The organism is Streptomyces sp. MZ04, assembly GCF_004684775.1.
Classification (GTDB): Bacteria; Actinomycetota; Actinomycetes; order Streptomycetales; family Streptomycetaceae; genus Streptomyces.
Window position 1 is genome coordinate 74,063 of the sequence record NZ_SRIC01000004.1, and the last position, 20,957, is coordinate 95,019.

At 70.3% G+C, this 20,957-nt stretch carries 19 protein-coding genes and 2 pseudogenes; 2 read left to right on the forward strand and 19 right to left on the reverse strand.

What is annotated here, in order from left to right; all coding sequences use genetic code 11:
• Positions 1–84: 84 nt before the first annotated feature.
• Positions 85–1,224, reverse strand: coding sequence for an aminoglycoside phosphotransferase family protein (locus E2651_RS02185; protein ID WP_135329223.1), 1,140 nt, complete (start codon positions 1,222–1,224; stop codon positions 85–87).
• A 232-nt stretch (positions 1,225–1,456) separates the two neighbouring features.
• Here E2651_RS02185 and E2651_RS02190 point away from each other — a divergent pair, with 232 nt between their 5' ends.
• The gene (locus E2651_RS02190; RefSeq protein WP_135329224.1) at positions 1,457–2,956 is read left to right on the forward strand and encodes a hypothetical protein; all 1,500 of its coding nucleotides are present in this window, start codon (positions 1,457–1,459) and stop codon (positions 2,954–2,956) included.
• An 18-nt stretch (positions 2,957–2,974) separates the two neighbouring features.
• On the opposite strand, the gene E2651_RS02195 is transcribed toward E2651_RS02190, so the two are convergent.
• From E2651_RS02195 to E2651_RS02220, 6 genes and pseudogenes are all read right to left on the reverse strand, one after another.
• Positions 2,975–4,396 (reverse strand): SpoIIE family protein phosphatase, encoded by a 1,422-nt coding sequence (locus E2651_RS02195; RefSeq protein ID WP_135329225.1) that lies wholly within the window; start codon positions 4,394–4,396, stop codon positions 2,975–2,977.
• A 181-nt stretch (positions 4,397–4,577) separates the two neighbouring features.
• Positions 4,578–5,222: a response regulator transcription factor gene (locus tag E2651_RS02200; RefSeq protein ID WP_135329226.1), complete on the reverse strand. Its 645-nt coding sequence runs from the start codon at positions 5,220–5,222 to the stop codon at positions 4,578–4,580.
• A 12-nt stretch (positions 5,223–5,234) separates the two neighbouring features.
• A complete protein-coding gene (locus tag E2651_RS02205) occupies positions 5,235–6,626 on the reverse strand; it encodes a sensor histidine kinase (protein WP_245238511.1) in 1,392 nt (463 codons plus the stop codon).
• 16 nt (positions 6,627–6,642) lie between these two features.
• On the reverse strand, positions 6,643–7,455 hold the full coding sequence (locus tag E2651_RS02210) for an ABC transporter permease (protein ID WP_135329227.1): 813 nt from the start codon (positions 7,453–7,455) through the stop codon (positions 6,643–6,645).
• 86 nt (positions 7,456–7,541) lie between these two features.
• Positions 7,542–8,174: pseudogene (locus tag E2651_RS02215) on the reverse strand (ATP-binding cassette domain-containing protein); the annotation flags it as partial.
• 137 nt (positions 8,175–8,311) lie between these two features.
• A complete protein-coding gene (locus E2651_RS02220; RefSeq protein ID WP_135329229.1) occupies positions 8,312–8,854 on the reverse strand; it encodes a GNAT family protein in 543 nt (180 codons plus the stop codon).
• 233 nt (positions 8,855–9,087) lie between these two features.
• On the opposite strand from E2651_RS02220, the gene E2651_RS02225 reads away from it, so the two are divergent.
• Complete coding sequence (locus tag E2651_RS02225) at positions 9,088–10,239, forward strand: hypothetical protein (RefSeq protein ID WP_135329230.1); 1,152 nt, start codon at positions 9,088–9,090, stop codon at positions 10,237–10,239.
• Between the two features lie 32 nt (positions 10,240–10,271).
• Here E2651_RS02225 and E2651_RS02230 read toward each other — a convergent pair whose 3' ends face one another.
• From E2651_RS02230 to E2651_RS44990, 12 genes and pseudogenes are all read right to left on the reverse strand, one after another.
• Complete coding sequence (locus tag E2651_RS02230) at positions 10,272–11,021, reverse strand: FadR/GntR family transcriptional regulator (protein WP_135329231.1); 750 nt, start codon at positions 11,019–11,021, stop codon at positions 10,272–10,274.
• Positions 11,022–11,038: 17 nt separating this feature from the next.
• Complete coding sequence (gene denD, locus E2651_RS02235; RefSeq protein WP_135329232.1) at positions 11,039–12,073, reverse strand: D-erythronate dehydrogenase; 1,035 nt, start codon at positions 12,071–12,073, stop codon at positions 11,039–11,041.
• Positions 12,070–12,927 (reverse strand): 2-oxo-tetronate isomerase, encoded by an 858-nt coding sequence (gene otnI, locus E2651_RS02240; RefSeq protein ID WP_135329233.1) that lies wholly within the window; start codon positions 12,925–12,927, stop codon positions 12,070–12,072. The genes denD and otnI overlap by 4 nt, the downstream gene beginning before the upstream one ends.
• A gap of 50 nt (positions 12,928–12,977) precedes the next feature.
• Complete coding sequence (locus E2651_RS02245) at positions 12,978–14,282, reverse strand: MFS transporter (RefSeq protein WP_135329234.1); 1,305 nt, start codon at positions 14,280–14,282, stop codon at positions 12,978–12,980.
• Positions 14,283–14,346: 64 nt separating this feature from the next.
• Positions 14,347–15,021 carry an aldolase gene (locus E2651_RS02250; RefSeq protein WP_209446041.1) on the reverse strand — a complete coding sequence of 225 codons (675 nt, stop codon included), beginning with the start codon at positions 15,019–15,021 and terminating at the stop codon, positions 14,347–14,349.
• Positions 15,018–16,370 carry a 3-oxo-tetronate kinase gene (otnK, locus tag E2651_RS02255; protein WP_135329235.1) on the reverse strand — a complete coding sequence of 451 codons (1,353 nt, stop codon included), beginning with the start codon at positions 16,368–16,370 and terminating at the stop codon, positions 15,018–15,020. The genes E2651_RS02250 and otnK overlap by 4 nt, the downstream gene beginning before the upstream one ends.
• Positions 16,371–16,373: 3 nt before the next feature.
• On the reverse strand, positions 16,374–17,354 hold the full coding sequence (gene ltnD / locus E2651_RS02260; protein ID WP_135329236.1) for an L-threonate dehydrogenase: 981 nt from the start codon (positions 17,352–17,354) through the stop codon (positions 16,374–16,376).
• Positions 17,355–17,647: 293 nt separating this feature from the next.
• Positions 17,648–18,820: a ricin-type beta-trefoil lectin domain protein gene (locus tag E2651_RS02265; protein ID WP_135329237.1), complete on the reverse strand. Its 1,173-nt coding sequence runs from the start codon at positions 18,818–18,820 to the stop codon at positions 17,648–17,650.
• Positions 18,821–19,105: 285 nt separating this feature from the next.
• Positions 19,106–19,501 carry a peptidase inhibitor family I36 protein gene (locus E2651_RS02270; protein WP_167828661.1) on the reverse strand — a complete coding sequence of 132 codons (396 nt, stop codon included), beginning with the start codon at positions 19,499–19,501 and terminating at the stop codon, positions 19,106–19,108.
• Positions 19,502–19,538: 37 nt separating this feature from the next.
• A complete protein-coding gene (locus E2651_RS02275) occupies positions 19,539–19,928 on the reverse strand; it encodes a peptidase inhibitor family I36 protein (protein WP_167828662.1) in 390 nt (129 codons plus the stop codon).
• Between the two features lie 96 nt (positions 19,929–20,024).
• Positions 20,025–20,753: a hypothetical protein gene (locus E2651_RS02280; RefSeq protein ID WP_245238512.1), complete on the reverse strand. Its 729-nt coding sequence runs from the start codon at positions 20,751–20,753 to the stop codon at positions 20,025–20,027.
• Positions 20,754–20,793: 40 nt separating this feature from the next.
• Positions 20,794–20,957: pseudogene (locus E2651_RS44990) on the reverse strand (LysR family transcriptional regulator); the annotation flags it as partial.

A 20,957-nucleotide genomic window follows, 5' to 3' on the forward strand; every position in this document is an offset into this window, starting at 1 on the left:
TAATAGTCCTTCGGTAGTCGCCAGGGGCATACGAAGGTCCGCAGTGCGCCGCTGTCCAAGGCGCACTGCGGACCGTCATCCCCGTCAGCGAGTACCGACCGCCGCACGCACGGCCCGCCGGGCCAGCTGGCAGTCGTCGTGCAACCGCCTCAGCAGCAGCCGCTGTTCCTCGCCGGACGGCGCAGCACCGGGATGGGCCGGGCCCGGTGCCGCCGGGGCCGCGTCGTGCATCGAGCGCTGCACGGCCATCTCGTACGTACGGATCTCCCGGGTCAGGATCAGCATCAGGTTGACCAGGAACGCGTCCCGCGCCGCGGGACCCGCGTGCTGCGCCAGCTGACTGATCTCGCGGCGCTCCACCGGCGCGTCACCGAGCACCGCCCAGAGCGTCGCCAGGTCATAGCCCGGCAGATACCAGCCCGCGTGCTCCCAGTCCACGAACACCGGACCGGCCGGCGAAAGGAGGATGTTGGAGAGCAGCGCGTCACCGTGACAGAACTGCCAGGTGTCCTGCTGCCCCGCCGAGTGCGCGATGCCGTGCAGCAGCTTCTGCAGGTCACCCATGTCCCGGTCGGTGAGCAGACCCAGCTCATGGAAGCGGGAGATCCGCTTGCCGTAGTCCATGGGCCTGCCGAACATCTCCTGCGGCGGACGCCACCGGTTCAGACGGTCGATCGCACCCAGCGCGAGCCGCACGTCCGCGCGCGGCGGCGGCTCCACGGGATGCCGGGACAGCGCGGCGACGCGGCCCTGCATCCGCTCGATCACCAGCGTGCAGTCCTCCGGGTCCGCGGCGATCAGCCGGGGGGCCCGGACGGGCGGACGGTGCCGGACGAACGAGCGGTACGCCGCTATCTCGTGCCGGATCCGCTCGGCCCACACTGGAGAATGGTCCAGTAAACACTTGGCGATCGCCGTGCTGCGCCCTGTCGTTCCCACCAGGAGCACGGTGCGTCCGCTGCGGCGGAGCACTTGCACCGGATTGAACTCCGGACAGATGCGGTGCACCGAGGCGATCGCGGTGCGCAGTTGCGCCCCCTGGGGGCCGGACAAGTCGAGTCTCCCGCTGAGCGGTTGGGTGCCGGACCCCGGGACGCGGCGCGTCCGGCCGGCGCCGAGCGACCCGGCCGCCGGCCGCGCGGGCTCCAGATAGGGGCCGCTGCCCGGCTGTCGGGAGTGCAGGGGCCGGGGCGGGGCGGACACGGAGGACGATGCTGCGTACATGGGCGATACAGATCCCTTCGTGTGCCTGTGAGTTGCCGCGCCACCGGCCCGGACGCCTTGGTGCACCCTGGGGAATGTCCCGAGGTGGTCCGGGTCGGGGTGGCGCATTCCTACCTGACACCCGGCGTCCCCTGGCACACCATGTGGCGCACCCTGGCGAACCCTGGCGAATAGTCGCCCAGCAACTGACAGAGGGTTACTGTCAACTCAGCCGAGAACCTGGGGGCTTGACGTGAACGGACAACCCAACACCCGACTGTCGGACCTATTCGGCCTGGCAGGCTGGTCGAAGGGGGAGCTCGCGAGACTGGTGAACCGGCAGGCGGCGGCCATGGGCCACCCGCAGCTGGCCACCGACACCTCGCGGGTGCGGCGCTGGATCGACATGGGGGAAATCCCGCGCGATCCCGTGCCCAGGGTGTTGGCGGCTCTGTTCACCGAGCGTCTCGGCCGTGTCGTGACCATTGAGGATCTCGGTCTGGTGCGGCACGGGCGTGTAGGGAAGCGGCGCGGCGACGGGAGTGTGGAGCACCCCGACGGCGTGCCGTGGGCGCCCGAACGGACAGCCGCGGTCCTCACCGAATTCACGGGAATGGACCTCATGCTCAACCGACGCGGCTTGGTGGGCGCGGGCGCTGCGCTTGCCGCAGGCTCCGCACTCAGCAGCGCCATGCACGACTGGCTGCACACCGATCCGGCCCTCGTTGCCGACGCTCCACGCACCGACCATCCCCTGCACGCCGACCCCGCTGGGTACGACCGCTATGAGGCCGCCCCCATCGGGTCGCAGGAGATCGAGGAACTGGAGCGCTCCGTCGAGGTGTTCCGGGCCTGGGACGCGGCCCGCGGTGGCGGGCTGCAGCGCAAGGCTGTGGTGGGACAGCTCAACGAAGTGGGCGGCATGCTCGCCTACCGACACCCTGAACATCTCCAGCGGCGCCTGTGGGGCGTCGCTGCCAACCTCGCCGTCCTCGCGGGCTGGATGTCGCACGACGTCGGCCTGGAGCCCACGGCGCAGAAGTACTTCGTGATCGCCGCGCACGCGGCCCGCGAGGGCGGTGACCGGCCGCGTGCCGGTGAGGCCCTGTCCCGGGCGGCGCGCCAGATGGTGCATCTGGGCCGGCCGGACGACGCCCTCGACCTGATGAAGCTCGCCAAGTCGGGCTCGGGCGAGGAGATGCTGCCGCGCACCCAGGCCATGCTCTACACCATCGAGGCCTGGGCACAGGCGTCGATGGGCAAGGGGCAGGCGATGCGCCGGAACCTCGGCATCGCGGAGGATCTCTTCGTCTCCGACAAGGGGGATGTGCCCCCGCCCAGTTGGATGCAGATGTTCGACGAGGCGGACATGCACGGCATGCAGGCGCTGGCCTACCGCACCCTCGCCGATCACGACGCGTCCGCGGCGGCCACCGCCCAGCGCCACGCCAAGGAGGCGCTCGACCTGCGGTCCAAGGGGCACGACCGGTCGCAGATCTTCGACTACATCTCGCTGGCCTCGGCGTGCTTCATCGCCGACGATCCGGAACAGGCCGACCGGTACGCGCGGTTGGCGCTGGTGTCGATGGGGTCCAACTCCTCGCACCGCACCTGGGACCGGCTGCGGGAGATGTACCGACTGACCGCTCAGTACTCGGGCTATCCGAAGATCCAGGACCTGCGCGAGGAGATCAAGATGGCGCTGCCCAAGGCGGCGGGCAAGGGCGGGGGTGGCAAGCGGGTCCAGGTGTGAGGGGTCGGTGCCCGGGTTCTAGTTGACCCGTGCGATCAACAGGCAGGCGTCGTCCTCGCGTGGGGCCACGCCGAACTCCTCGACGACCGTCCGTACGCAGTCCTGTGCGCCGCGCGTGTCGGTGAAGCGGGGTGCGAGGGCCAGCAGCCTGCTGGTCGCCGCGTCCCTGGCGCGCCGGGGAACAAGGCCGTCGGTGTGCAGCAACAGCACGTCGCCTGACCGGAGTTGCTCTTCGGCCTGCTCGTAGGTGGCGCCGGAGGTCGCCCCGAGGATCACGCCGTCCGGTGGCGTCAGCGCGCGCCCCGTCCCGTCGCGGAACAGCAGCGGGGCGGGGTGTCCGGCCTGCGCCCAGGACAGTGTGCCCGTCGTGGGGGAGTACTGGCAGCAGACCGCGCTGCCCAGGGCCGGTTGGACCGTGGTGTCCAGTAACTGGTTGAGCCAGCCCATCAGTTGGCCCGGCCGCACTCCGGCGACCGCCATGCCGCGCACGGCGCCGAGGAGCATCGCCATGCCGGAGGTGACGCTGACGCCGTGGCCGGTGAGATCGCCGACGCTCAGCAGATACTGGCCGTCGGGCAGTTCCATCGCGTCGTACCAGTCGCCGCCGATCAGTGCGCTCGTCGACGAGGGGAGGTAGTGCGCGGCGAGGTCGAGCGCCGCGGGGCCGCCGTGCGGGAACCGCAGGGAGCCGCGCCACGGCGGCAGCACAGCCTCCTGCAGTTCGACCGCGAGCCGGTGCTCCGTCTGCGCGATGTGCCGCTGGCGCTGCAGCGAGTCACGGGTCTCGCGCACCACTCGCTGGCTGCGGCGCAGCTCGCTGACGTCCCGCAAGACCGCCCACATGGAGGCGGTGCTGCCGTCAGCGGCGAGCACGGGCTCGCCCATCATGTGCACCTGCCGTACGCCGCCGTCGGCGCGCGTGATCCGGAACTCGCCGTCGATCGGCTTACCGTCGATCAGGCAGTCCGTGACCATGGCCGTCAGCATCGGCTGGTCGTCGACGTGCACCAGGGAGGGCAGTTCGTCCAGGGAGAGCGGGGGAGCGTCCGGGTCCCGGCCCAGGATCTGATAGAGCTCGCCGGACCAACTCGCCTCGTCGTTCAGGAGGTTCCACTCCGCGCTGCCCACCCGGCTGAGCAGCGAACCGTGCTGCGGCTCGAGGGGCGCGGGGATGGCCGGGGCCGGCGGCTCCTCCATCGGCTGCACGGGTCCGTCCCGCAACTGCGCGAGGTGGTCGTCCAGGTCGTTGAGCTGGTGCACCGCGAGATCGCACAGCGCGCGTTGCCAGCGTCCCTGCGGGTCACCGCCGTCGGTCATGGCATCGCGCCGTACGGCGTCGACCTCGCCGCGGAGCCGACGCGTCTGCGTGATCAGCGCTTCGACCGAGCCGCGCTCGGGCGGCTGGGCGGCAGGGCGGTCCGCGAAGACATGGGACGGCATGAGGTGCTCCGTTGACGATGCGGTGCGACCAGACGGACAGGGGATGGACCGCTAATGACTTTCGCACAGCGAGAGGTGGCTCGTAAGGGATTTGGCAACACCCGAGGCGTTGTTGCATCTGGCATATGTCTATGTCCATCGGGTGGGTGGCGCTCAGGGTGGCGTTCCGCACGCCCCTGTGTCAGCCGTGCAAGTAGCGGATGACCGCGAGGACCCGGCGGTTGTGGTCATGTGACGCGGGCAGGCCGAGCTTGTCGAAGACGGAGGCCACATGCTTCTCGACGGTGCCCGCCGAGACGACGAGGCTCTGCGCGATCGCCGCGTTGGACCGCCCTTCGGCCATCAGCGAGAGCACCTCGCGCTCGCGCTCGGTCAGCGGCGCCAGCTCGGCCGCGCGGTGTCCCGCACCGGCCAACTGCGTGACTACCTCGGGGTCCAGGGCGGTGCCGCCCGCGCCCACCCGCTCCAGGGCATCGGCGAACTCCGCGACATTGGCGACCCGGTCCTTGAGCAGATAGCCGACCCCCGCCGACCCCGCCGCGAGCAGCCGCGTGGCGTACTTCGTCTCCACGTACTGAGAAAAGAGCAGCACGCCCGTGCCGGGGTGATCGCGGCGGATGTCGATGGCCGCGCGCAGTCCCTCGTCCGTGTGGGTCGGCGGCATCCGGATGTCGGTCACCGTGACATCCGGTCGGTGCTCGGCGACCGCGGCGCGCAAGGCGTCCGCGTCTCCCACGGATGCACAGATCTCATGCCCGCGCTCGGCGAGCATCTGGCCCAGCAACTCCCGCAGTACAGCGGCATCCTCGGCGATCACGACACGCATGGCCGCATGCTCTCACGCGTGCAGGGGAAGATCGACGGTGACCGCCGTCGGCCCACCCGTGGGGCTCTTGACTTCCATCCCGCCGTCGACCGTGCGCACCCGCTGGATGAGCCCGGCCAGTCCGCTCCCGGCCCCGATCTCCGCGCCACCCTGCCCGTCATCACTGACCTGGAGATAGAGCCGCCCGCCCGACTGGGCCACCGTGATCGCCGCCCGCTGGGCACCGCTGTGCTTGATGACGTTGGTCAGCAACTCGGCCGCGCAGAAGTACGCGATCGTCTCGATCGCCGGGGTCGGCCGCTCGGGCACCTCCGTCACCAGGTCGACGGGAATGGCACTGCGCGAGGTCAGCGTCGCGAGAGCGTCGGGCAGCCCGTCGTCCAGCACGGGCGGATGGATGCCGCGGGCCAGATCCCGCAGTTCGGTGAGTGCGTCGGTGGCGTTCTGATGCGCACCGTCGATCAGTTGACGCATGCGTCCGACGTCCAGCGGCGCGCCCCCCTCGGCACCGTCATAGGCACTCAGCCGTTGCCTGACCATGTCCAGACTCATCGCCACCGCGACGAGCCGCACCTGCGCGCCGTCGTGCAGATCGCGCTCGACGCGCCGCAGCAGCGCCACCGAGTCGTCCACGGCGAGCGCCCGGGTCTCCTCCAAGTCGCGTACCCGGTGGGCGAGTTGACCGGGACCGAGCAGGGAGCGGACGAGCCAGCGGTCGGTCTCCGTCACAAGGCGGGTCACCCAGGGCGCGCAGAGCAGGACGGCCGCTCCCACCGCCGCCGCGAAGAAGGTGCCCGCGAAGGTGTCCACATGCAACCCACCGGCAGGGATGGGGGACAGCACCGGCATGCCCTCCGGATCCCCCGGCTCGGGCCGCTGCCCGAACACCGCCCACCGCAGCGGCGCGGTCAGGCTCACCAGCCCCGTCACCCACCACAGGACGGCGTAAGCCCCCAGACAGCCGACCGGCAGCTTCGCCAGCGCGTACGCCGCCGCCCGCCATCCGTTCCCGTCCCACAGCCGAGCGTCGACGCGGCTGACGAACCTGCCCTCCGGGCGCAGCGGCGGCGGCGACTCCGTCTCCTCGCCCAGCAGCCCCGCAGCCAGCCGACGGTGCACCTGGCCCAGTGCGCGGGCCAGCTGAAGCCCCGCGATCACCAGGAGCGCGCCGAGCACGAAGAACACCACCGACACCGTGAACCCCGCCCCCAGAGCGAGCAGCACCACGAGCACCGTCCCACCCGCGAGGCCGAGCGGGAATCCGATCAGGCAGTACGCCGCCTCGGTCCACGCCCGCCGGGTGAACGGGGCGCGCAGAGCGGCACGCACGAGGGCGCGCGCCCTCCTTGCGCCCCCTGCTGGCGCGGAGTGCTCCGGCGTGATCATCGGGGGTGTGACGTGCATGGTGTCCAGTGTCCCGTCAGGCATCACGGCGTGCCAGCAAGCGCAGGCCCGCGCCGAGCACGAGGAGTGTGTAGAGGCAGAGCACCGCGAAGCCCACCCAGGGGGAGAGGACGTCGGCCACGGGCTTGGAAACCGCCAGGGAATTCCCCGCGATGATGGTCGGGAAGAACTTCGCCACGGTGGTCCCCGATGCCCCGCCGATGACCGCAGGCAGCACGAACGTGACCGCCACGAGCACGGCGATCGCGCTCGCGGTGTGCCGCGTGATGGCGCCGATCCCGATGCCCAGCAGCGCGATGAGTCCCAGATAGGCCCCTGACAGGAGCACCGCCCGCAGCACCCCCGGATCACCGAGCGCGGGCTCGGGCACCCCCTCGCCCAGGGCGGCCCGCCCCGCGAAGAAGGTAAGGAACGTGACGGCCTCGCCCACCGCGAGGGATATCCCTCCATAGACCACCGCCTTTGAGGCAAGGACCAGACGCCGGTTCGGAATGGCGGCGAGGGTGGAGCGGATCGTCCCCGACGAGTACTCACCGGTGACGACGAGGACGCCCAGCACGCCGATCAGGAGCTGACCGACGGCGACACCGGCCAGCACGTTGTTCGTCGGGTCGAAGGTGGCCGCCTTGTCGGCACTCGGCACCTTCGTGTTGGCCATCGTCACGACCCCGATGGCCACCATGGAGACGACCACCAGCAGCAGCGCCCAGAACGTCGACCGGAGACTGCGAAGCTTGATCCACTCCATGCGGACGGCATCGCGGAATCCGTATCCCCCACGGGGCGGGCGCGCGTCACGCTTCAGGACGTGCGAAACAGGGCTGCTCATGACGAGACTCCTCGACAGTCGGCGCTGTCCCCAGTGAGGGCGAAGAAGGCCTCCTCCAGGGAGCGGCCCCGTGCGGTCAGCTCCCGCACCGAGGTGTCGGCGAGCAGGCGGCCCTGGCCTATCACCACCAAGTGATCGGCGGTGAGCGCCATTTCGCTGATGAGGTGACTCGAGAGCAGCACCGTGCGCCCCTCGCCGGCCAGGGACTTCATCAAGTCCCTGATCCAGCGCACCCCTTCAGGATCGAGGCCGTTGGCGGGCTCGTCGAAGAGCAGCACACCCGGATCACCGAGCAACGCCCCCGCGATACCGAGCCGCTGCGCCATCCCCAGCGAGAACGTCCCCGCCCGGCGGCCCGCGACGGCGGTGAGCCCGACCTGGTCGAGCACCTCGCCGACCCGGGACCGCGCGATGCCACCGGCGGCCGCGAGCGCCGACAAGTGATGCGCCGCGCTGCGCCCGGGATGGAAGGTTCGGGCCTCAAGGAGCGCCCCGACCTCACGCAGGGGCCAGCGCAACTCGCCGTACGCACGTCCACCGATCCGGGCCTGCCCGGCGTCGGGCCGGTCCAGGCCCATGATCATGCGCATCGTCGTCGACTTGCCCGACCCGTTGGGGCCGAGGAACCCGGTGACGGCGCCGGGCCGCACGTCGAAACTCAACGCGTCGACGGCGACCGTAGGGCCGTACCGTTTGGTGAGACCTTGAGCCTCGATCATCACATCTCCTGCCGCAGACACGCAGACCCGGTGGGGTCGGACAACTTCACGTTAGGTCTGCGACAGGGGCCGCCGGAACGTGGCTTTCCTCCGTCTGTACTGGGGGTTTTCCCCCACCGACGCAGAGGCGCCGCGGCCTAGCCCTGCGCGTCAGGCTTCCAGTCCTTGACGAGGAGCCCGAGCAGTACCTCGTCCAGGAATTCGCCCAACACCCAGGCCGAGGAGCGCAGTACGCCCTCGCGGACGAAGCCGTTGCGCTCGGCGGAGCGCAGCATCGCGGCGTTGTCCGACAGCGTCTCGATCTGCAGCCGCTGCAGGCCGCGCACGACGAAGCCGTAGTGGCACAGCGTCGCGACCACGTCGGTGCCGTATCCCTTGCCGCGGGAGGACGGCAGCAGTCCGAGGCCGATGTGCGCGGACCGGTTGTGGTTGTCGATGCCCCACAGATTCGCGGTGCCGACCAGCGTGCCGCCCTCCAGCTCCACCACGGAGAACGGGACGCTCCCCTGGTTCGTGTCGTCCACCACGAGCCGCGGATCCTTCGAGCCGGGCGTGATCGGCCGCCACGGCCCGGCTTCGGCCCTCGAGCCGTTGACCACGTCGTCGTAGAGCTCGGCCCGCAGTATCGGGATGTCGTCCTCGTGCCGGGCCCTGAGCCCGACCTTGTTGCCGCTGAGCATGCGAGCTTCCTATCCGACCGGGCCGGAAGACGGCAAACCATTAAGGCGTTCAACTACGCGCGCACAGGCGCCGCATTCGCTGCCTTCGCGCTGTTGATCCTTCTCTCCCTGCGCCGAAGCCATTCGACGCGAGGCTCAAACGACACCCCCTAAGGCCCAAACGACACCCCCTAGGTACGCCGGGCGCCGACGGGCCATACTGGTCGGGCCCCGATCACCCACAGAACGACTCCATGGCCAAGAACAGCAGCTCATCGAACACCGCCCCCGACACCGCGTGGCTGGGACGCGGGCGCCATCTCGGCCCCGAGCCCGAGCAGGACGTACGGCGCAACCTGATCGCCCTCAAGGCGGCCGGGGTGCTCGACGACTTCCTGGACCTGGACCCCGTCGAGGCGGCCCGCTCCACGGTCCTGCACCCGCGGGACGCGTCCGCCGACCCCGGCCCGTCGGCCCGCCGCCTCTTCGAGGCCCGCTGGCGCGTGGCCGACGACGTCACGGTGCGCGCCCAGCTGACCACGTACGACCCCGAGGCCCGCCGCAAGGACGGCGAGGGCGTCACCTGGGTCGTCGCCGCCGAGGCGGAGCGGGCGTGGGACATGCACTGGCCGTCGCCCGCCACGATGTTCTGGCCCGACAGCGACCAGGTCGCCTGGGACCACGACACGGTGCCGGGACTGCGCCTGCGGACGACGAACCACCTGCCGAAGGACGACGACGAACTGCGCCGCAGGCTGCGGGACTGCACCCGGCAGAGCTGGTTCATCCATGTCGTGGTGCACGAGGCGATGACACCCGACGCGAAGGGGCAGCGGCCCATCTCGGTGTTCCTGCCGCCGAGCCTGCGGCACCGGGTGGTCGAGCACCGGGGCACGCCGGAGCAGGCCCAGATCGCCGACTTCGCGATGAAGCGGGAGCTGAGCGTGCGCATGCCGCGCGGCGGCGCCGTCGTCCTGCCCGCGGCGCCACAGGGCCCGGACTACGACGCGGAACGTTTCACGGTGCGCAGTGTCTTCCTGGACGGCTCGGAACCGACCGAACTCCTCGACAGGATCAAGGAGTTCGCCGTACTGCCGCGGCCACTGCCGGCCGAGGCCGAGCAGGCCCTGACGCGGCTGCGCCAGGGCTGGCACCTGCTCACCCCGGACGAGGAGCTCGTCCATGCCCAGTCCATGGTCACCAGGTACGCCGAGGCGCTCGACGCCATGACGAAATCCCGTGACCTGTACCAGGAGGCGGCCGAGACGGCACACGCCGCACTGGCCGAGGTGAATGGTGGCGACGGCATGCCCCAGCCGCCAGTGCCGGGCCTGGTCAAGGCGGACGGCTCACCGCTGAGCTCCTTCACGAAGGCGTTCGGCCGCTTCCGGGGTACGAACAAGTAGGGCGCGACGCCGAGCGGGATGGGGCGCGACCGTCACGGCGCGTCCAAATCCACCTCGAGGTCGTCCGCCTGCGTCCAGAAGCCGTCGTCCGCGTCCTGGAGGCGGGACGCGGCGTGCTTCATGTGACGGCGTACGGCGGTGCGTGCCGCCCGTTCGTCGCCGGACTCGATGGCCGCGAGGATCGCATGGTGCTCCACCCGCACCGCCTCGATGAAGTCGCCCCGCCGCGCCTCGTTGGCCCGTGTGACGCGGATGCCGCTGCGCAGCACCTCTCCGAGATACCGCACGGTCGAGACCATCACCGCGTTGCCGGTCGACTCGGCGATCGACTGGTGGAACGCCAGATCCTCGTCCACGCCGTCACCGCCTGCCGCGACCGCCTCGTCGATCGCGGCCAGGGACTGCCGCATCCGGTCGAGGTCTTCCGGTGTGGCACGGGCGGCGGCGAGCGAGGCCGCCTCGCCCTCCATGGCGCGGCGGACCTCCACGATCTGCAGCACCTTGGCCTTGGTGCCGGATGCCTCGGCCTCGAGGTCGAGCGGCCGGGTGCGCCGGGGCATGACGAACACGCCCCGGCCCTGGCGCGGTTCGACCAGGCCCGCGTTGCGCAGCCGCGACACGGCCTCGCGGATCACGGTGCGGCTGACGCCCAGCTGCTTGACCAACTCGACCTCGGTCGGCAGCTTGTCGCCCTCGGCCAGACGTCCGGACTCGATCTCCTCCGCGAGGATCGCGGCGACCCTGTCCGCGAGCCGTACGGGACCACTCACCTTGGAGAACATGCTCGTCAGTCTATCCGTCAGGCCCCGATCGACCCCGGCGCGGGCAGCGAACCGGCCGTGATCGCCTCGGGGTGGTCCTCGGCGTATGCCCGTACGACCGACTCGAAACTCTCGTCGGGCGCGAGGCCGAGCGCCGTGGCCCGCGTGTTGTCGAAGGCGGCGGGCCACGAGCCGACGATGGCCTCGACGGCGGGGTCGGGCGCGACCGTCACCAGGTCGGCGACGGCGTCGCCGGCCACCTTGCGCAGCGTGTCCAGCATCTCGGCGACCGTGACCGTGAGTGCGGGAAGGTTGACCGGCAGCCCGCCCTCGAGGCCTCCGAGGCCGCGATCCGCCTCGGCGATGCGGAGGATGCCCTCCACGGTGCGCCGCGGTGAGGCCAGGGCGACCCGCAGTCCGGGGCCGACCGGGCAGATCGCCGGGAGGCCGGCCAGGGGCTCGCGGATGATGCCGGACAGGAAGCCGGAGGCGGCCGCGTTGGGCTTGCCCGGCCGCACCGAGACCGTCATCAGGCGCGCCACACGCCCGTCGACGAAGCCCTTGCGGGTGTACTCGGCGACCAGCATCTCGCAGACGCGCTTCTGCGTTCCGTAGCTCGACTGCGGTGTGGGCAGCGTCGATTCGCTGACCACCGGCGGCAGCGGCAGCGCGGTGTCGGAGCCGTAGACCGCGACGCTGCTGGAGAACACGACTCGGGCTGTCGGCCCGCCGGACGCCGACTGGGTACGGGCGGCGTCGAGCAGCGCGCGGGTGGTGTCCAGGTTGGCGCTCATGCCGAGGTCGAAGTCGGCCTCGCACTCGGACGAGACCGCGGAGGCCAGGTGGATCAGGACGTCCACCGGCCGCGCGAAGATCTCGTCGAGGCGCTCGCTCAGATCGCCCTGTACGACGTCCACCACCGGGTCGGCGGCCAGCGGCGACCCGGCAGGGACGAACCGGTCGGCGAGCACAAGACGGTCGACGGGCGCGCCGCACAGGGTCCGCCGCTTCAGCAGGGTCTCGGCGACCTGCTGCCCCAGGAAGCCGAAGCCACCGGTGATGACGATCCTCATGCGCGTTCTCCTCGGTTGTTCTTGAGCAAGCCGTAGTCCGTGAGCGAGCCGTGGTTCTTGAGCAAGCCGTGGTTCTTGAGCCAGCCGAGCCCCTCGCTCGTACCGGCGCGGGGGCGGTACTCGCAGCCGATCCACCCCTCGAAGCCCAGTTCGTCGACGACGTCGAACAGATACCGGATGTCGAGTTCGCCCTGGTCGGGCTCGTGGCGGTCGGGCACGCCCGCGATCTGCAGATGGGCCACGCGGCCGGTGGGAAGGTCCCGGCGCAGCGTCGTGGTGAGGTCGCCCTCGACGATCTGGCAGTGGTACAGGTCGAGCTGCACCTTGAGATGCGGGGCGCCCACCTCCCGGACGATCGCGTGTGCCTCGGCCTGCCGGTGCAGGAAGTAGCCCGGCATGTCACGGCCGTTGATCGGCTCGATCAGTACGTCGACGTCCACGTCGGCGGCCCGCTGCGCCGCCCAGGCCAGGTTGGCCAGGTACGTGTCGCGGTGCTCGGCGAGCCGCGCGGGCGTCGCGTCCGCCGGCCGGAGACCGGCCATCACGTGCACCTGGCCGCAGCCGAGCGCCGCCGCGTATGCGAGTGCCCGGTCGATGCCCGAGCGGAACTCGGCCTCGCGTCCCGGCAGCGAGGCGATGCCGCGCTCCCCGGACTCCCAGTCGCCGGGAGGCGCGTTGAACAGCACCTGCCGCAGGCCGTGCTCGTCGAGCCGGCCGCGCAGTGCGGCGGGCTCGTGGTCGTACGGGAAGAGGTACTCGACGGCCTCGAAACCGTCCGCCGACGCCGCGGCGAAGCGGTCGAGGAAGTCGTGCTCGGTGTACATCATGGACAGGTTCGCGGCGAACCTCGGCATGCTTGCTCCTGTGGTGGGGCCAGGGCCGGGGTGGCCAGGTCCAGTCCCGGTCATCGGTTGACGACCTGCTTCCTCGTGGTCAGCACCGCGGCCGCGCCGACGACGAGGCTGAGGGCCAGGACGTACATCGGGATCGAGGTCGATCCTGTGGCGTCCTTGAGCGCGCCGATCATGTACGGGCTGACGAAGCCGGCCAGGTTGCCCACCGAGTTGATCACGGCGAGGCCGGCCGCCGCGGCGGTGCCGCCGAGGAACGCGGTGGGCAGCGACCAGAACAGCGGGGCGCAGGTCAGCACGCCGGCCGCGGCGAAGGACAGGGCGACGAGGGACAGCGCGGTGGATCCGCTCCAGCTCGCGGCGAGGGAGAAGCCGACGGCGCCCATCAGGCTCGGTATGACCAGGTGCCAGCGGCGCTCGCGGCGCTTGTCCGCGGAGCGTCCGAAGAGGTTCATCGCGACGAGCGCGGCCAGGAACGGCACGGCGCTGAGCACGCCGATGGTGAAGGTGTCGTCGATGCCCGTCGACTTGACGAAGGTGGGCATCCAGAAGGTCAGGGCGTACTGGCCCATCACGAAGCAGAAGTAGATGAGGCACATCAGCCACACCTTGGGGTCACGGAATCCGTCCCAGACCCGGCTGTGCTTCTGGTGCGCGGTGTCCTTGGCGACCGCCGCCTCGATGATGTCCTTCTCCTCGTCGGAGAGCCACTTGGCGCTGCGTACGCCATTGTCGAGGTAGAACAGCGTGGCGACACCGATGAGGAGCGCGGGGATCGCCTCGAGCAGGAACATCCACTGCCAGCCGTCCCAGCCGTTCCGCCCGTCGAAGGTGTCCATGATCCAGCCGGAGAGCGGGTTGCCGAAGATGCCGGCCACCGGGATCGCCGACATGAACATCGCGATCACGCGGGCCCTGCGGTGGGACGGGAACCAGTAGGTGCAGTAGAGGATCACACCCGGGTAGAAGCCGGCCTCCGCGGCGCCGAGCAGGAAGCGGAGCGCGTAGAACGTCTTCTCGTCGGTGACGAACATGAACGCCCCCGAGACCAGACCCCAGGTGATCATGATCCGGGCGATCCAGGTGCGGGCTCCGACGCGCTGCAGCATCAGGTTCGAGGGGACCTCGAAGAGGAAGTAGCCGATGAAGAACAGACCGGCGCCGAGCCCGTACGACGCCTCGCTCAGGCCGAGGTCGTCGGACATCTGCAGCTTCGCGAAGCCGACGTTGACGCGGTCGAGGTAGGAGAAGACGTAACAGAGGACGAGGAAGGGGACGATACGGAGAACGACCTTGCGGAATACGGCGTTCTCGCGGGCGAGGTCGGGGGCCTCGGCCGTCGCGGTGGACGTGGACATGCGGAATCCTTACTGCGGCTCAGGGGATTCTCCGACGGGCGGTGAGCGGTCACCAAGCGAGCGATCACCAAGCGGCGCTGAACGCGGCCTTCAATTCGTCGAGAGCGGGGGCGGGGAGCGGCTCGGGGCGACGGTCGGTCAGGAGCCAGAGGCGTGCCGTTTCCTCGAGTTCTTCGAGCACGGCGAGAGCGGAAGCGGCGTCCGGGCCCCAGACCACGGGGCCCAGACGGTCGAGCAGGACGGCCCTGATCGGCGTGCGCCGCGCGGCGCGATCGGCGATGTGGCCGGCCACCAGGTCGGCCACGCGGGGATCGCCGGGCCGGTGGTAGGGGATGAGCGGGACGTGCCCGACCTTCATGACGTAGTACGGCGTGAGGGGCGGAAGCACGTCGTCCGCGCTCCACACGCCGGCCAGGGTGAGCGCGACGAGATGCGTGGAGTGGGTGTGGATGACGAACCGTGCCGTGGGGTCGGCGGCACGGATACGCCGGTGCAGGGTGAGGGTCTTGCTGGCGCGGTCGCCCGCGAGCTGCTCGCCCGAGGCGTCGACCAGGGCGAGGCGCTCGGGCGCCAGGAAGCCCAGGGCGGCGTCGGTGGGCGTGATCAGGTGGGAGTCGCCGACCTTCGCGCTGATGTTGCCGGCGCTGGCATGGACGTAACCCCGGGCGAACAGGCTGGTGCCCACCCGGACGATCTCGGCACGCGCCGCGTCCACGGCGGTGCCGGGGAGCCGGGTCACGCCGTCTCCCCGTCGAGGTGGGCGTCCCGGTCGAGGCGAGCGTCGCGGTCGAGGCGAGCGTCGCGGTCGAGGTGGGCGTCGCGGTCGAGGTGGGCGAAGGACGCGGTGAAGAAGTCGGGGCCGCCGAAGTTGCCGGACTTCAGCGTGATGTGGAGCGTCTGCCCGTCCGGCAGGTCCGCCGCGCACCACGGCACACCGGGGTCGATCTGCGGTCCGATGCGCAGGCCCGTGATCCCCAGCGCCTGGACGACGGCGCCCGAGGTCTCCCCACCGGCGACGACGAGTTGACGGACACCGAGGTCCACGAGCCCCTGGGCGACGCGGGCCAGGGTCTGCTCGACGAGCTCACCGGCCTCGGCGACGCCGAGCCGCCCCTGGACGTTCTTGACCGCGTCGGGAGCCTCGGTGGAGTACACGAGGACCGGCCCGTCGGCCAGGTGCGAGGCGGCGAAAGCCAGGGCCCGTCCGGCCACGTCCTCGCCGGCCGCGATCCGAAGCGGGTCGACGCCGAACGCGGGGCGGCCGCCGCGCAGGAACTCCAGGACCTGACCGTTGGTGGCGGTGGACACCGACCCGGAGACGATGGCCCGGTGGCCGCCGGGTGAGGGCAGCCGGGCGGCGGCGGGGGAGGGCTCGAACCCCCAGTTCGCGGGCAGGCCGATCGCGAGCCCCGAACCGGCGGTCACCAGCGGCAGCTCCCTGACCGCCGCACCGAGGCGTACGAGATCGTCGTTGGAGACGGCATCGACGATCGCCGTGCCCACACCCTCCTTGCGCAGCTCGTCGACGCGCGCCCGGATCGCCCCGGCACCGGCGGCGACCACGGTGTGGTCGATGAGGCCGACGGGGCGCGTGCTCTGCGCGCCGAGCACGGACACCAGGTTGGAGTCGGTCATCGGCGTCAGCGGGTGGTGGCGCATGCCGCTCTCGCTGAGCAGGACGTCGCCGACGAAGAGATGCCCCTTGAAGACGGTGCGCCCGTTGTCGGGAAACGCCGGTGTCGCGACCGTGAAGTCGGTGCCCAGGGCGTCCATCAGGGCCTCGGTGACGGGCCCGATGTTGCCGGCCCGCGTCGAGTCGAAGGTCGAGCAGTACTTGAAGTAGATCTGCTCCGCGCCCGTGGACCGCAGCCAGTCCAGGGCCCGCAGCGAGGCCTCGACGGCCTCGGGCGCAGGGGTGGTCCGCGACTTGAGCGCGATGACGACGGCGTCCGCGTCGACCGTCCTCCCGGCGCCGTCCTGCGGCACGTCGATCAGCTGGACCACGCGCATGCCCGCGCGTACGAGGTTGTTGGCGAGGTCGGTGGCGCCGGTGAAGTCGTCGGCGATGCAGCCGAGTCGGATACCCATGGGTCAGCCCTCTTCCCGCTCGGTCCGCTCGGTCCGCTCGGTCCGCTCAGTCCGCTCGGTCCGCTCGGTCCGCTCAGTCCGCTCGGGCAGTTCGATCCCCGGGAAGATCTTGATCACCGCACTGTCGTCCTCGCCGCCCAGACCGGAGGCCGATGCCTGCAGGAACATCTGGTGGGCGGTGGCGGCCAGCGGCAGCGGGAACTTCTCCGGCCGCGCCGCGTCGAGCACGAGCCCCAGGTCCTTGACGAAGATGTCGACCGCGGACAGCGGCGTGTAGTCCCCGGCGAGCACGTGCGCCATGCGGTTCTCGAACATCCACGAGTTCCCCGCGCTGTGCGTGATGACCTCGTAGAGCGCGTCGGCGGGCACGCCCGCCTTGATGCCGAGCGCCATCGCCTCGGCCGCGGCGGCGATGTGCACGCCCGCGAGCAGCTGATTGACGATCTTGACCTTGGAGCCGATGCCGGCCTCGTCGCCCAGGCGGTAGACCGTGCTGCTCATGGCCTCGAGCACCGGGTCGGCGATCGCGTACGCGGCTGGGGCGCCTGAGGTCATCATGGTCAGCTCGCCGTTCGCGGCCCGCGCGGCGCCACCCGAGATGGGGGCGTCCAGGTAGCGCACACCGCGCTCGGCGAGGCGCTGCTCCAGCTCGGCGGACCAGTTGGGGTCGGCCGTGGAGCACATGACGTAGACGGAGCCCGGACGCAGCCGCTCGGCCGCGCCGTCGGAGCCGAAGAGGACCGACTCGACCTGCGCCGCGTTGACCACGACGCCGACCAGGACGTCGACCGCGGCCGCCAGCTCACCGGCGGAGGCATGGGCGGTCCCGCCGTCGTCGGCGAAGGCCTGCGCCACCTCGGGGCGCAGATCGTGGACGCCCACGTCGAAGCCCGCCGTGCGCAGGCTGCGTGCCATGCCGAGCCCCATGGCCCCGAGGCCCACCACGCCGACGCGCGGTCGTGCCGGCCTGTCCTGGTCGTTCATGCCCATCCTCGTCTCGCTGTGCCGGGGTGCGGCCCGGCGCTCAAATCTGTGCGGCGATCGGGTCATATGATGACCTGCGGACAGTGAATGTTGAACTGTGATGCCGGTCACATGCGGCGGGGGCGGGGTGGTGGCCGCTCGCGGGGAGTCGGCGGTCGCGGCATGCGAGAGGCGCCCGACGGGCGGGATTCCCGTCGGACGCCTTGAGTCGATCTGCGATGAAGTAGCCGTCTGCAGAGGCGTCTTGACGCTATGTCAACTCTGACTCCGCAGGAGATGGCCGGCCGGGCTGATCACGGCCTGTCCGGCACCGTCCACTTCTGATGGGCGCCGCCGTTGCAGTCCCAGATGACGAGCCGGGTGCCGTCGGCCGTGTCGCCGCCGGGGATGTCGAGGCAGCGGTTGGCGGCGGGGTTGCGCAGCGTGCCGTTCTCGTGGCGCCACTGCTGGTTGGCGCCGCCGTTGCAGGTCCATACGATCGCCGGGGTGCCGTTGGCGTGCGCCCCGTCCTTGACGTCGAGGCACAGGCCCTGGCCCATCAGGTGCAGGGCGCCGTCCTTGCCGAGCACCCAGGCCTGGTTGCCGCCGCCGGTGGGGCTGTAGACGATGGCCGGATCGCCGCTGATGTTCCGCGAGCCGTCGACGACCTTGCCGTCGAGGCCGGTGATCGGTCCGCGCACCGAATTGCCGACGGCATTGGTCTGCAAGCTGCCGCCGGACACCTGCTCGACCCGGGTGTAGTCGGCGCAGGTCGCGCTCGTACGCATCGAGGAGACGCTCGCGGTCACCGCCCCGTCGTCGCCCACCGGCAGGCCGAACTTCGCCTGGGAGTACGGCTGGTCGTCGCAGGACGCCTTCGGGTTGTTCCACTCGAAGTACTCGGTCCAGTCGACCATGCCGCTCGGTGAGATCTGCGTCGACCCGGCGCGGATGCTGCCCAGCTTGAAGGAGGCGCCGGTGGTCTCATTGGTGACCGTCACGCCGAACCAGCGGTCCCCCTCGTGCGCCACCCGCGTACGGAAGGTGTCCCCCTCCTTCCAATCGGTCTTCAGTCGGCAGCTCTTGCCCACGCCCTCGCCGCCGAAGTCGACGCAGTAGCTGCCGCCGGTTCCGGGCTTCGCCTCCGTCGCGTCCCACAGGGAGAACAGGAAAGTGCGGGTCTGGCCAGGCCCGTTGGACTGCATCCCGGTGTAGGCGCCGCTGCCCGCGGTGAAGCCGAACTGGTGGCTCCAGAAGATGTTGGAGGCGGGCCCCGCGTCCTTGGTGACGGTTGTGCGGAACGTGACGCTGTTCAGGCCCCCCGTACCGGAGGGGAAGCCGTAATTCGTGTACGAGCCCGGTGTGTCGGACGCCGAGGCGCCGCCGGCGGTCGTCATGACCGTCCCGACGGACATCGCCAGAACCGCCGCGCCGGCCAGCGCACCACAGCGCGCCGATCGTCTACGGGCAGGGGTGGTTGTCGCCATCGTCAGAGCTCCTTCCGGAGGAGGGGGTGGCGACAAGGAGAGTGCCCGTGCGGTGTCGTGCCGCCCATGGACGGGTGGGTATCGGCACTTGGACTTAGCTTGTTCTTCAGGCAAGTTCGGGCGGAGGTTCCTGAGCCCTGGCGGATCCAGCTCTTCGCTTCCATGTGAGCGGGAACGGTGCCTCGACCTCCGGCTACGCCGCACGGATTCATAGGTGGCCGGCGGGTCCCCGGGTTCATTGACTGGGGAGCCGCCGGCGTTTGTGCGCGACACTCGACGATCAGGTCAGCACTCTGCGCCCCACTTCGCGTAATCCAGGATGACGGTGACGCCGATCGATTTCGCAGTGGTCGGGCTGTCGCCCGGGTAGTGCAGACAGCCCTTGTAGTGGGGGCTGGTGCTCTGACGATAGGTGTACTGGTAGCGGATGTGGTCCCCGTCCGGGTAGCGCACACCGTTGTTGAAGATCGAGATGCCGTTGTACGACTTCTTGTTGTACAGGTTGCCCTGAGATTTCCACTTGGGCGTTCCCGAGAAGCTGGTGTTGTCCCACACGCACACATACGACCTGGGGCATGCGTCCTTGCCGGTGAGCTTCGGGCCGTCGCCGGCGGTGGCGACACTGGCCGTGGCGACGGTCATGAGGCCCGCGGCAGCAAGCATCATCGCCTTCTTGATCATGAATGTTCCTCCCGTTTCTCCGCTCGGACACTCGCCGTCAGCACTCGCTGCCCCACTTCGCATAGTTCAAGGTCACGGTCGTATCGACTGTGGTCTTGCTGTTCGGGGTGTCACCGGGGTAGTGGAGACACCCGCGGTGGGTTCTGCCGTTGATGGCGTATGTGTACTTGTAGCGGATGTGGTCCGCATCCGGGTCCCGGACGCCGTTGTTGAAGATCGACAGGCCGTGGGCGGACTGATGCGCGCCGAGGTCTCCCTGCGACTTCCAGCGCGGTTTCCCGGAGAACGAGTCGTTGTCCCACACGCAGACGTACGAACGGGGGCAGGACGACTTCCCCGTCAGCGCCGGTCCGCTCGACGCGGCGGCGGTCGCGGCGCCCAGGGTCATGAGACCCGCAGCTGCGAGCGTGAGCGCCTTCCTCATCATGCGCATTCCTCCCGTTCGACGTGGACGGTACACACGGGACGCTAGAGGGGCACAGCAAGTCCTGGAGGGCATTTCGGTCCTGCCCGAAACACTGGCTCACGCACCTTGAGCGTTGTACCAGCGCCACTCGGTGAGTCGTGGACGATCGGGCAGGTCGATACGTCCCGTCGCCCACAGCAGGGTGTCCCAGGCGTCGGAGCCGACGGCGACATGCGGAAAGAGCCTCTTCAGGACTCGTGCGCACAACTCCCTTGGCGCAGACCACTCCAGGCTCAGCCCCTGAGTGATGTCATGCGTGTGCACGAGGGTCTCGACAACACCCATGGCGGCAAAGCCTTCTGCGCCCGAAGGCCCGAAGACGTGGAAGGCGACGGTGGTGGAAGGGGCGGTGCGCAGAACGGACGCCAGCAGACCACCGCAGGCCTCCAGGACGGTCAGGAGACCCTGAGGGCCCGACGCTCGCTCGACAAAGAAGACATTCGCCGGCCCACCGTTCCGGTCGCTGTCCGTCCGGAACGGCAGCACCGCGGACGTCGGCGGCTCAGAGAGCCCGAACCTCGCGGCGTACGTGAACAGGTCATCGGCCAGATGCTCGAGCGTCTCCCAGCAGGTCCACTCAAGCCTTCCCGCCTTGGCGTCCCAGGCCTGGGGATCCGCGTCCTTCAGGGTCTTGATGGCCAGGGCGACGACGGCGCGTACGTCGTCCGCGTCGATGGCGGTGTCTGACGCGCCCGGCGTGCGCGGCGTGTCTGATGTGCCCGGCGTGCCCGGCGCGTCCGGCGTGCCCGGCGTGTCTGATGTGCCTGAGGTGTCTGCGCTGTGCATGCGGGGGATCGTAACAACGGCGGTTCGCCCGGCTTCTCGGCTACTCGCGACCGCCGGGCTCGGGCCCGAACGCCTCGTCGCAGTTCTCCTCCACCGTCTCCGCGAACGCCCTGGCCAGGGGGGACAGTGCGTCCCAGCGGCGTACCGCCCAGCCGGTCCACAGGGTGGGGAGTTCGGGGATCGGGATGAGGCGCAGGCCGGGGT

Coding starts and splice junctions, on each gene's coding strand:
- E2651_RS02185 (WP_135329223.1), bottom strand. CDS start 1,224: ATGTACGCAGCATCGTCCTCCGTGTCCGCCCCGCCCCGGCCCCTGCAC.
- E2651_RS02195 (WP_135329225.1), bottom strand. CDS start 4,396: ATGCCGTCCCATGTCTTCGCGGACCGCCCTGCCGCCCAGCCGCCCGAG.
- E2651_RS02200 (WP_135329226.1), bottom strand. CDS start 5,222: ATGCGTGTCGTGATCGCCGAGGATGCCGCTGTACTGCGGGAGTTGCTG.
- E2651_RS02205 (WP_245238511.1), bottom strand. CDS start 6,626: ATGCACGTCACACCCCCGATGATCACGCCGGAGCACTCCGCGCCAGCA.
- E2651_RS02210 (WP_135329227.1), bottom strand. CDS start 7,455: ATGAGCAGCCCTGTTTCGCACGTCCTGAAGCGTGACGCGCGCCCGCCC.
- E2651_RS02220 (WP_135329229.1), bottom strand. CDS start 8,854: ATGCTCAGCGGCAACAAGGTCGGGCTCAGGGCCCGGCACGAGGACGAC.
- E2651_RS02225 (WP_135329230.1), top strand. CDS start 9,088: ATGGCCAAGAACAGCAGCTCATCGAACACCGCCCCCGACACCGCGTGG.
- E2651_RS02230 (WP_135329231.1), bottom strand. CDS start 11,021: ATGTTCTCCAAGGTGAGTGGTCCCGTACGGCTCGCGGACAGGGTCGCC.
- denD (WP_135329232.1), bottom strand. CDS start 12,073: ATGAGGATCGTCATCACCGGTGGCTTCGGCTTCCTGGGGCAGCAGGTC.
- otnI (WP_135329233.1), bottom strand. CDS start 12,927: ATGCCGAGGTTCGCCGCGAACCTGTCCATGATGTACACCGAGCACGAC.
- E2651_RS02245 (WP_135329234.1), bottom strand. CDS start 14,282: ATGTCCACGTCCACCGCGACGGCCGAGGCCCCCGACCTCGCCCGCGAG.
- otnK (WP_135329235.1), bottom strand. CDS start 16,370: ATGGGTATCCGACTCGGCTGCATCGCCGACGACTTCACCGGCGCCACC.
- ltnD (WP_135329236.1), bottom strand. CDS start 17,354: ATGAACGACCAGGACAGGCCGGCACGACCGCGCGTCGGCGTGGTGGGC.
- E2651_RS02265 (WP_135329237.1), bottom strand. CDS start 18,820: ATGGCGACAACCACCCCTGCCCGTAGACGATCGGCGCGCTGTGGTGCG.
- E2651_RS02270 (WP_167828661.1), bottom strand. CDS start 19,501: ATGATCAAGAAGGCGATGATGCTTGCTGCCGCGGGCCTCATGACCGTC.
- E2651_RS02275 (WP_167828662.1), bottom strand. CDS start 19,928: ATGATGAGGAAGGCGCTCACGCTCGCAGCTGCGGGTCTCATGACCCTG.
- E2651_RS02280 (WP_245238512.1), bottom strand. CDS start 20,753: ATGCACAGCGCAGACACCTCAGGCACATCAGACACGCCGGGCACGCCG.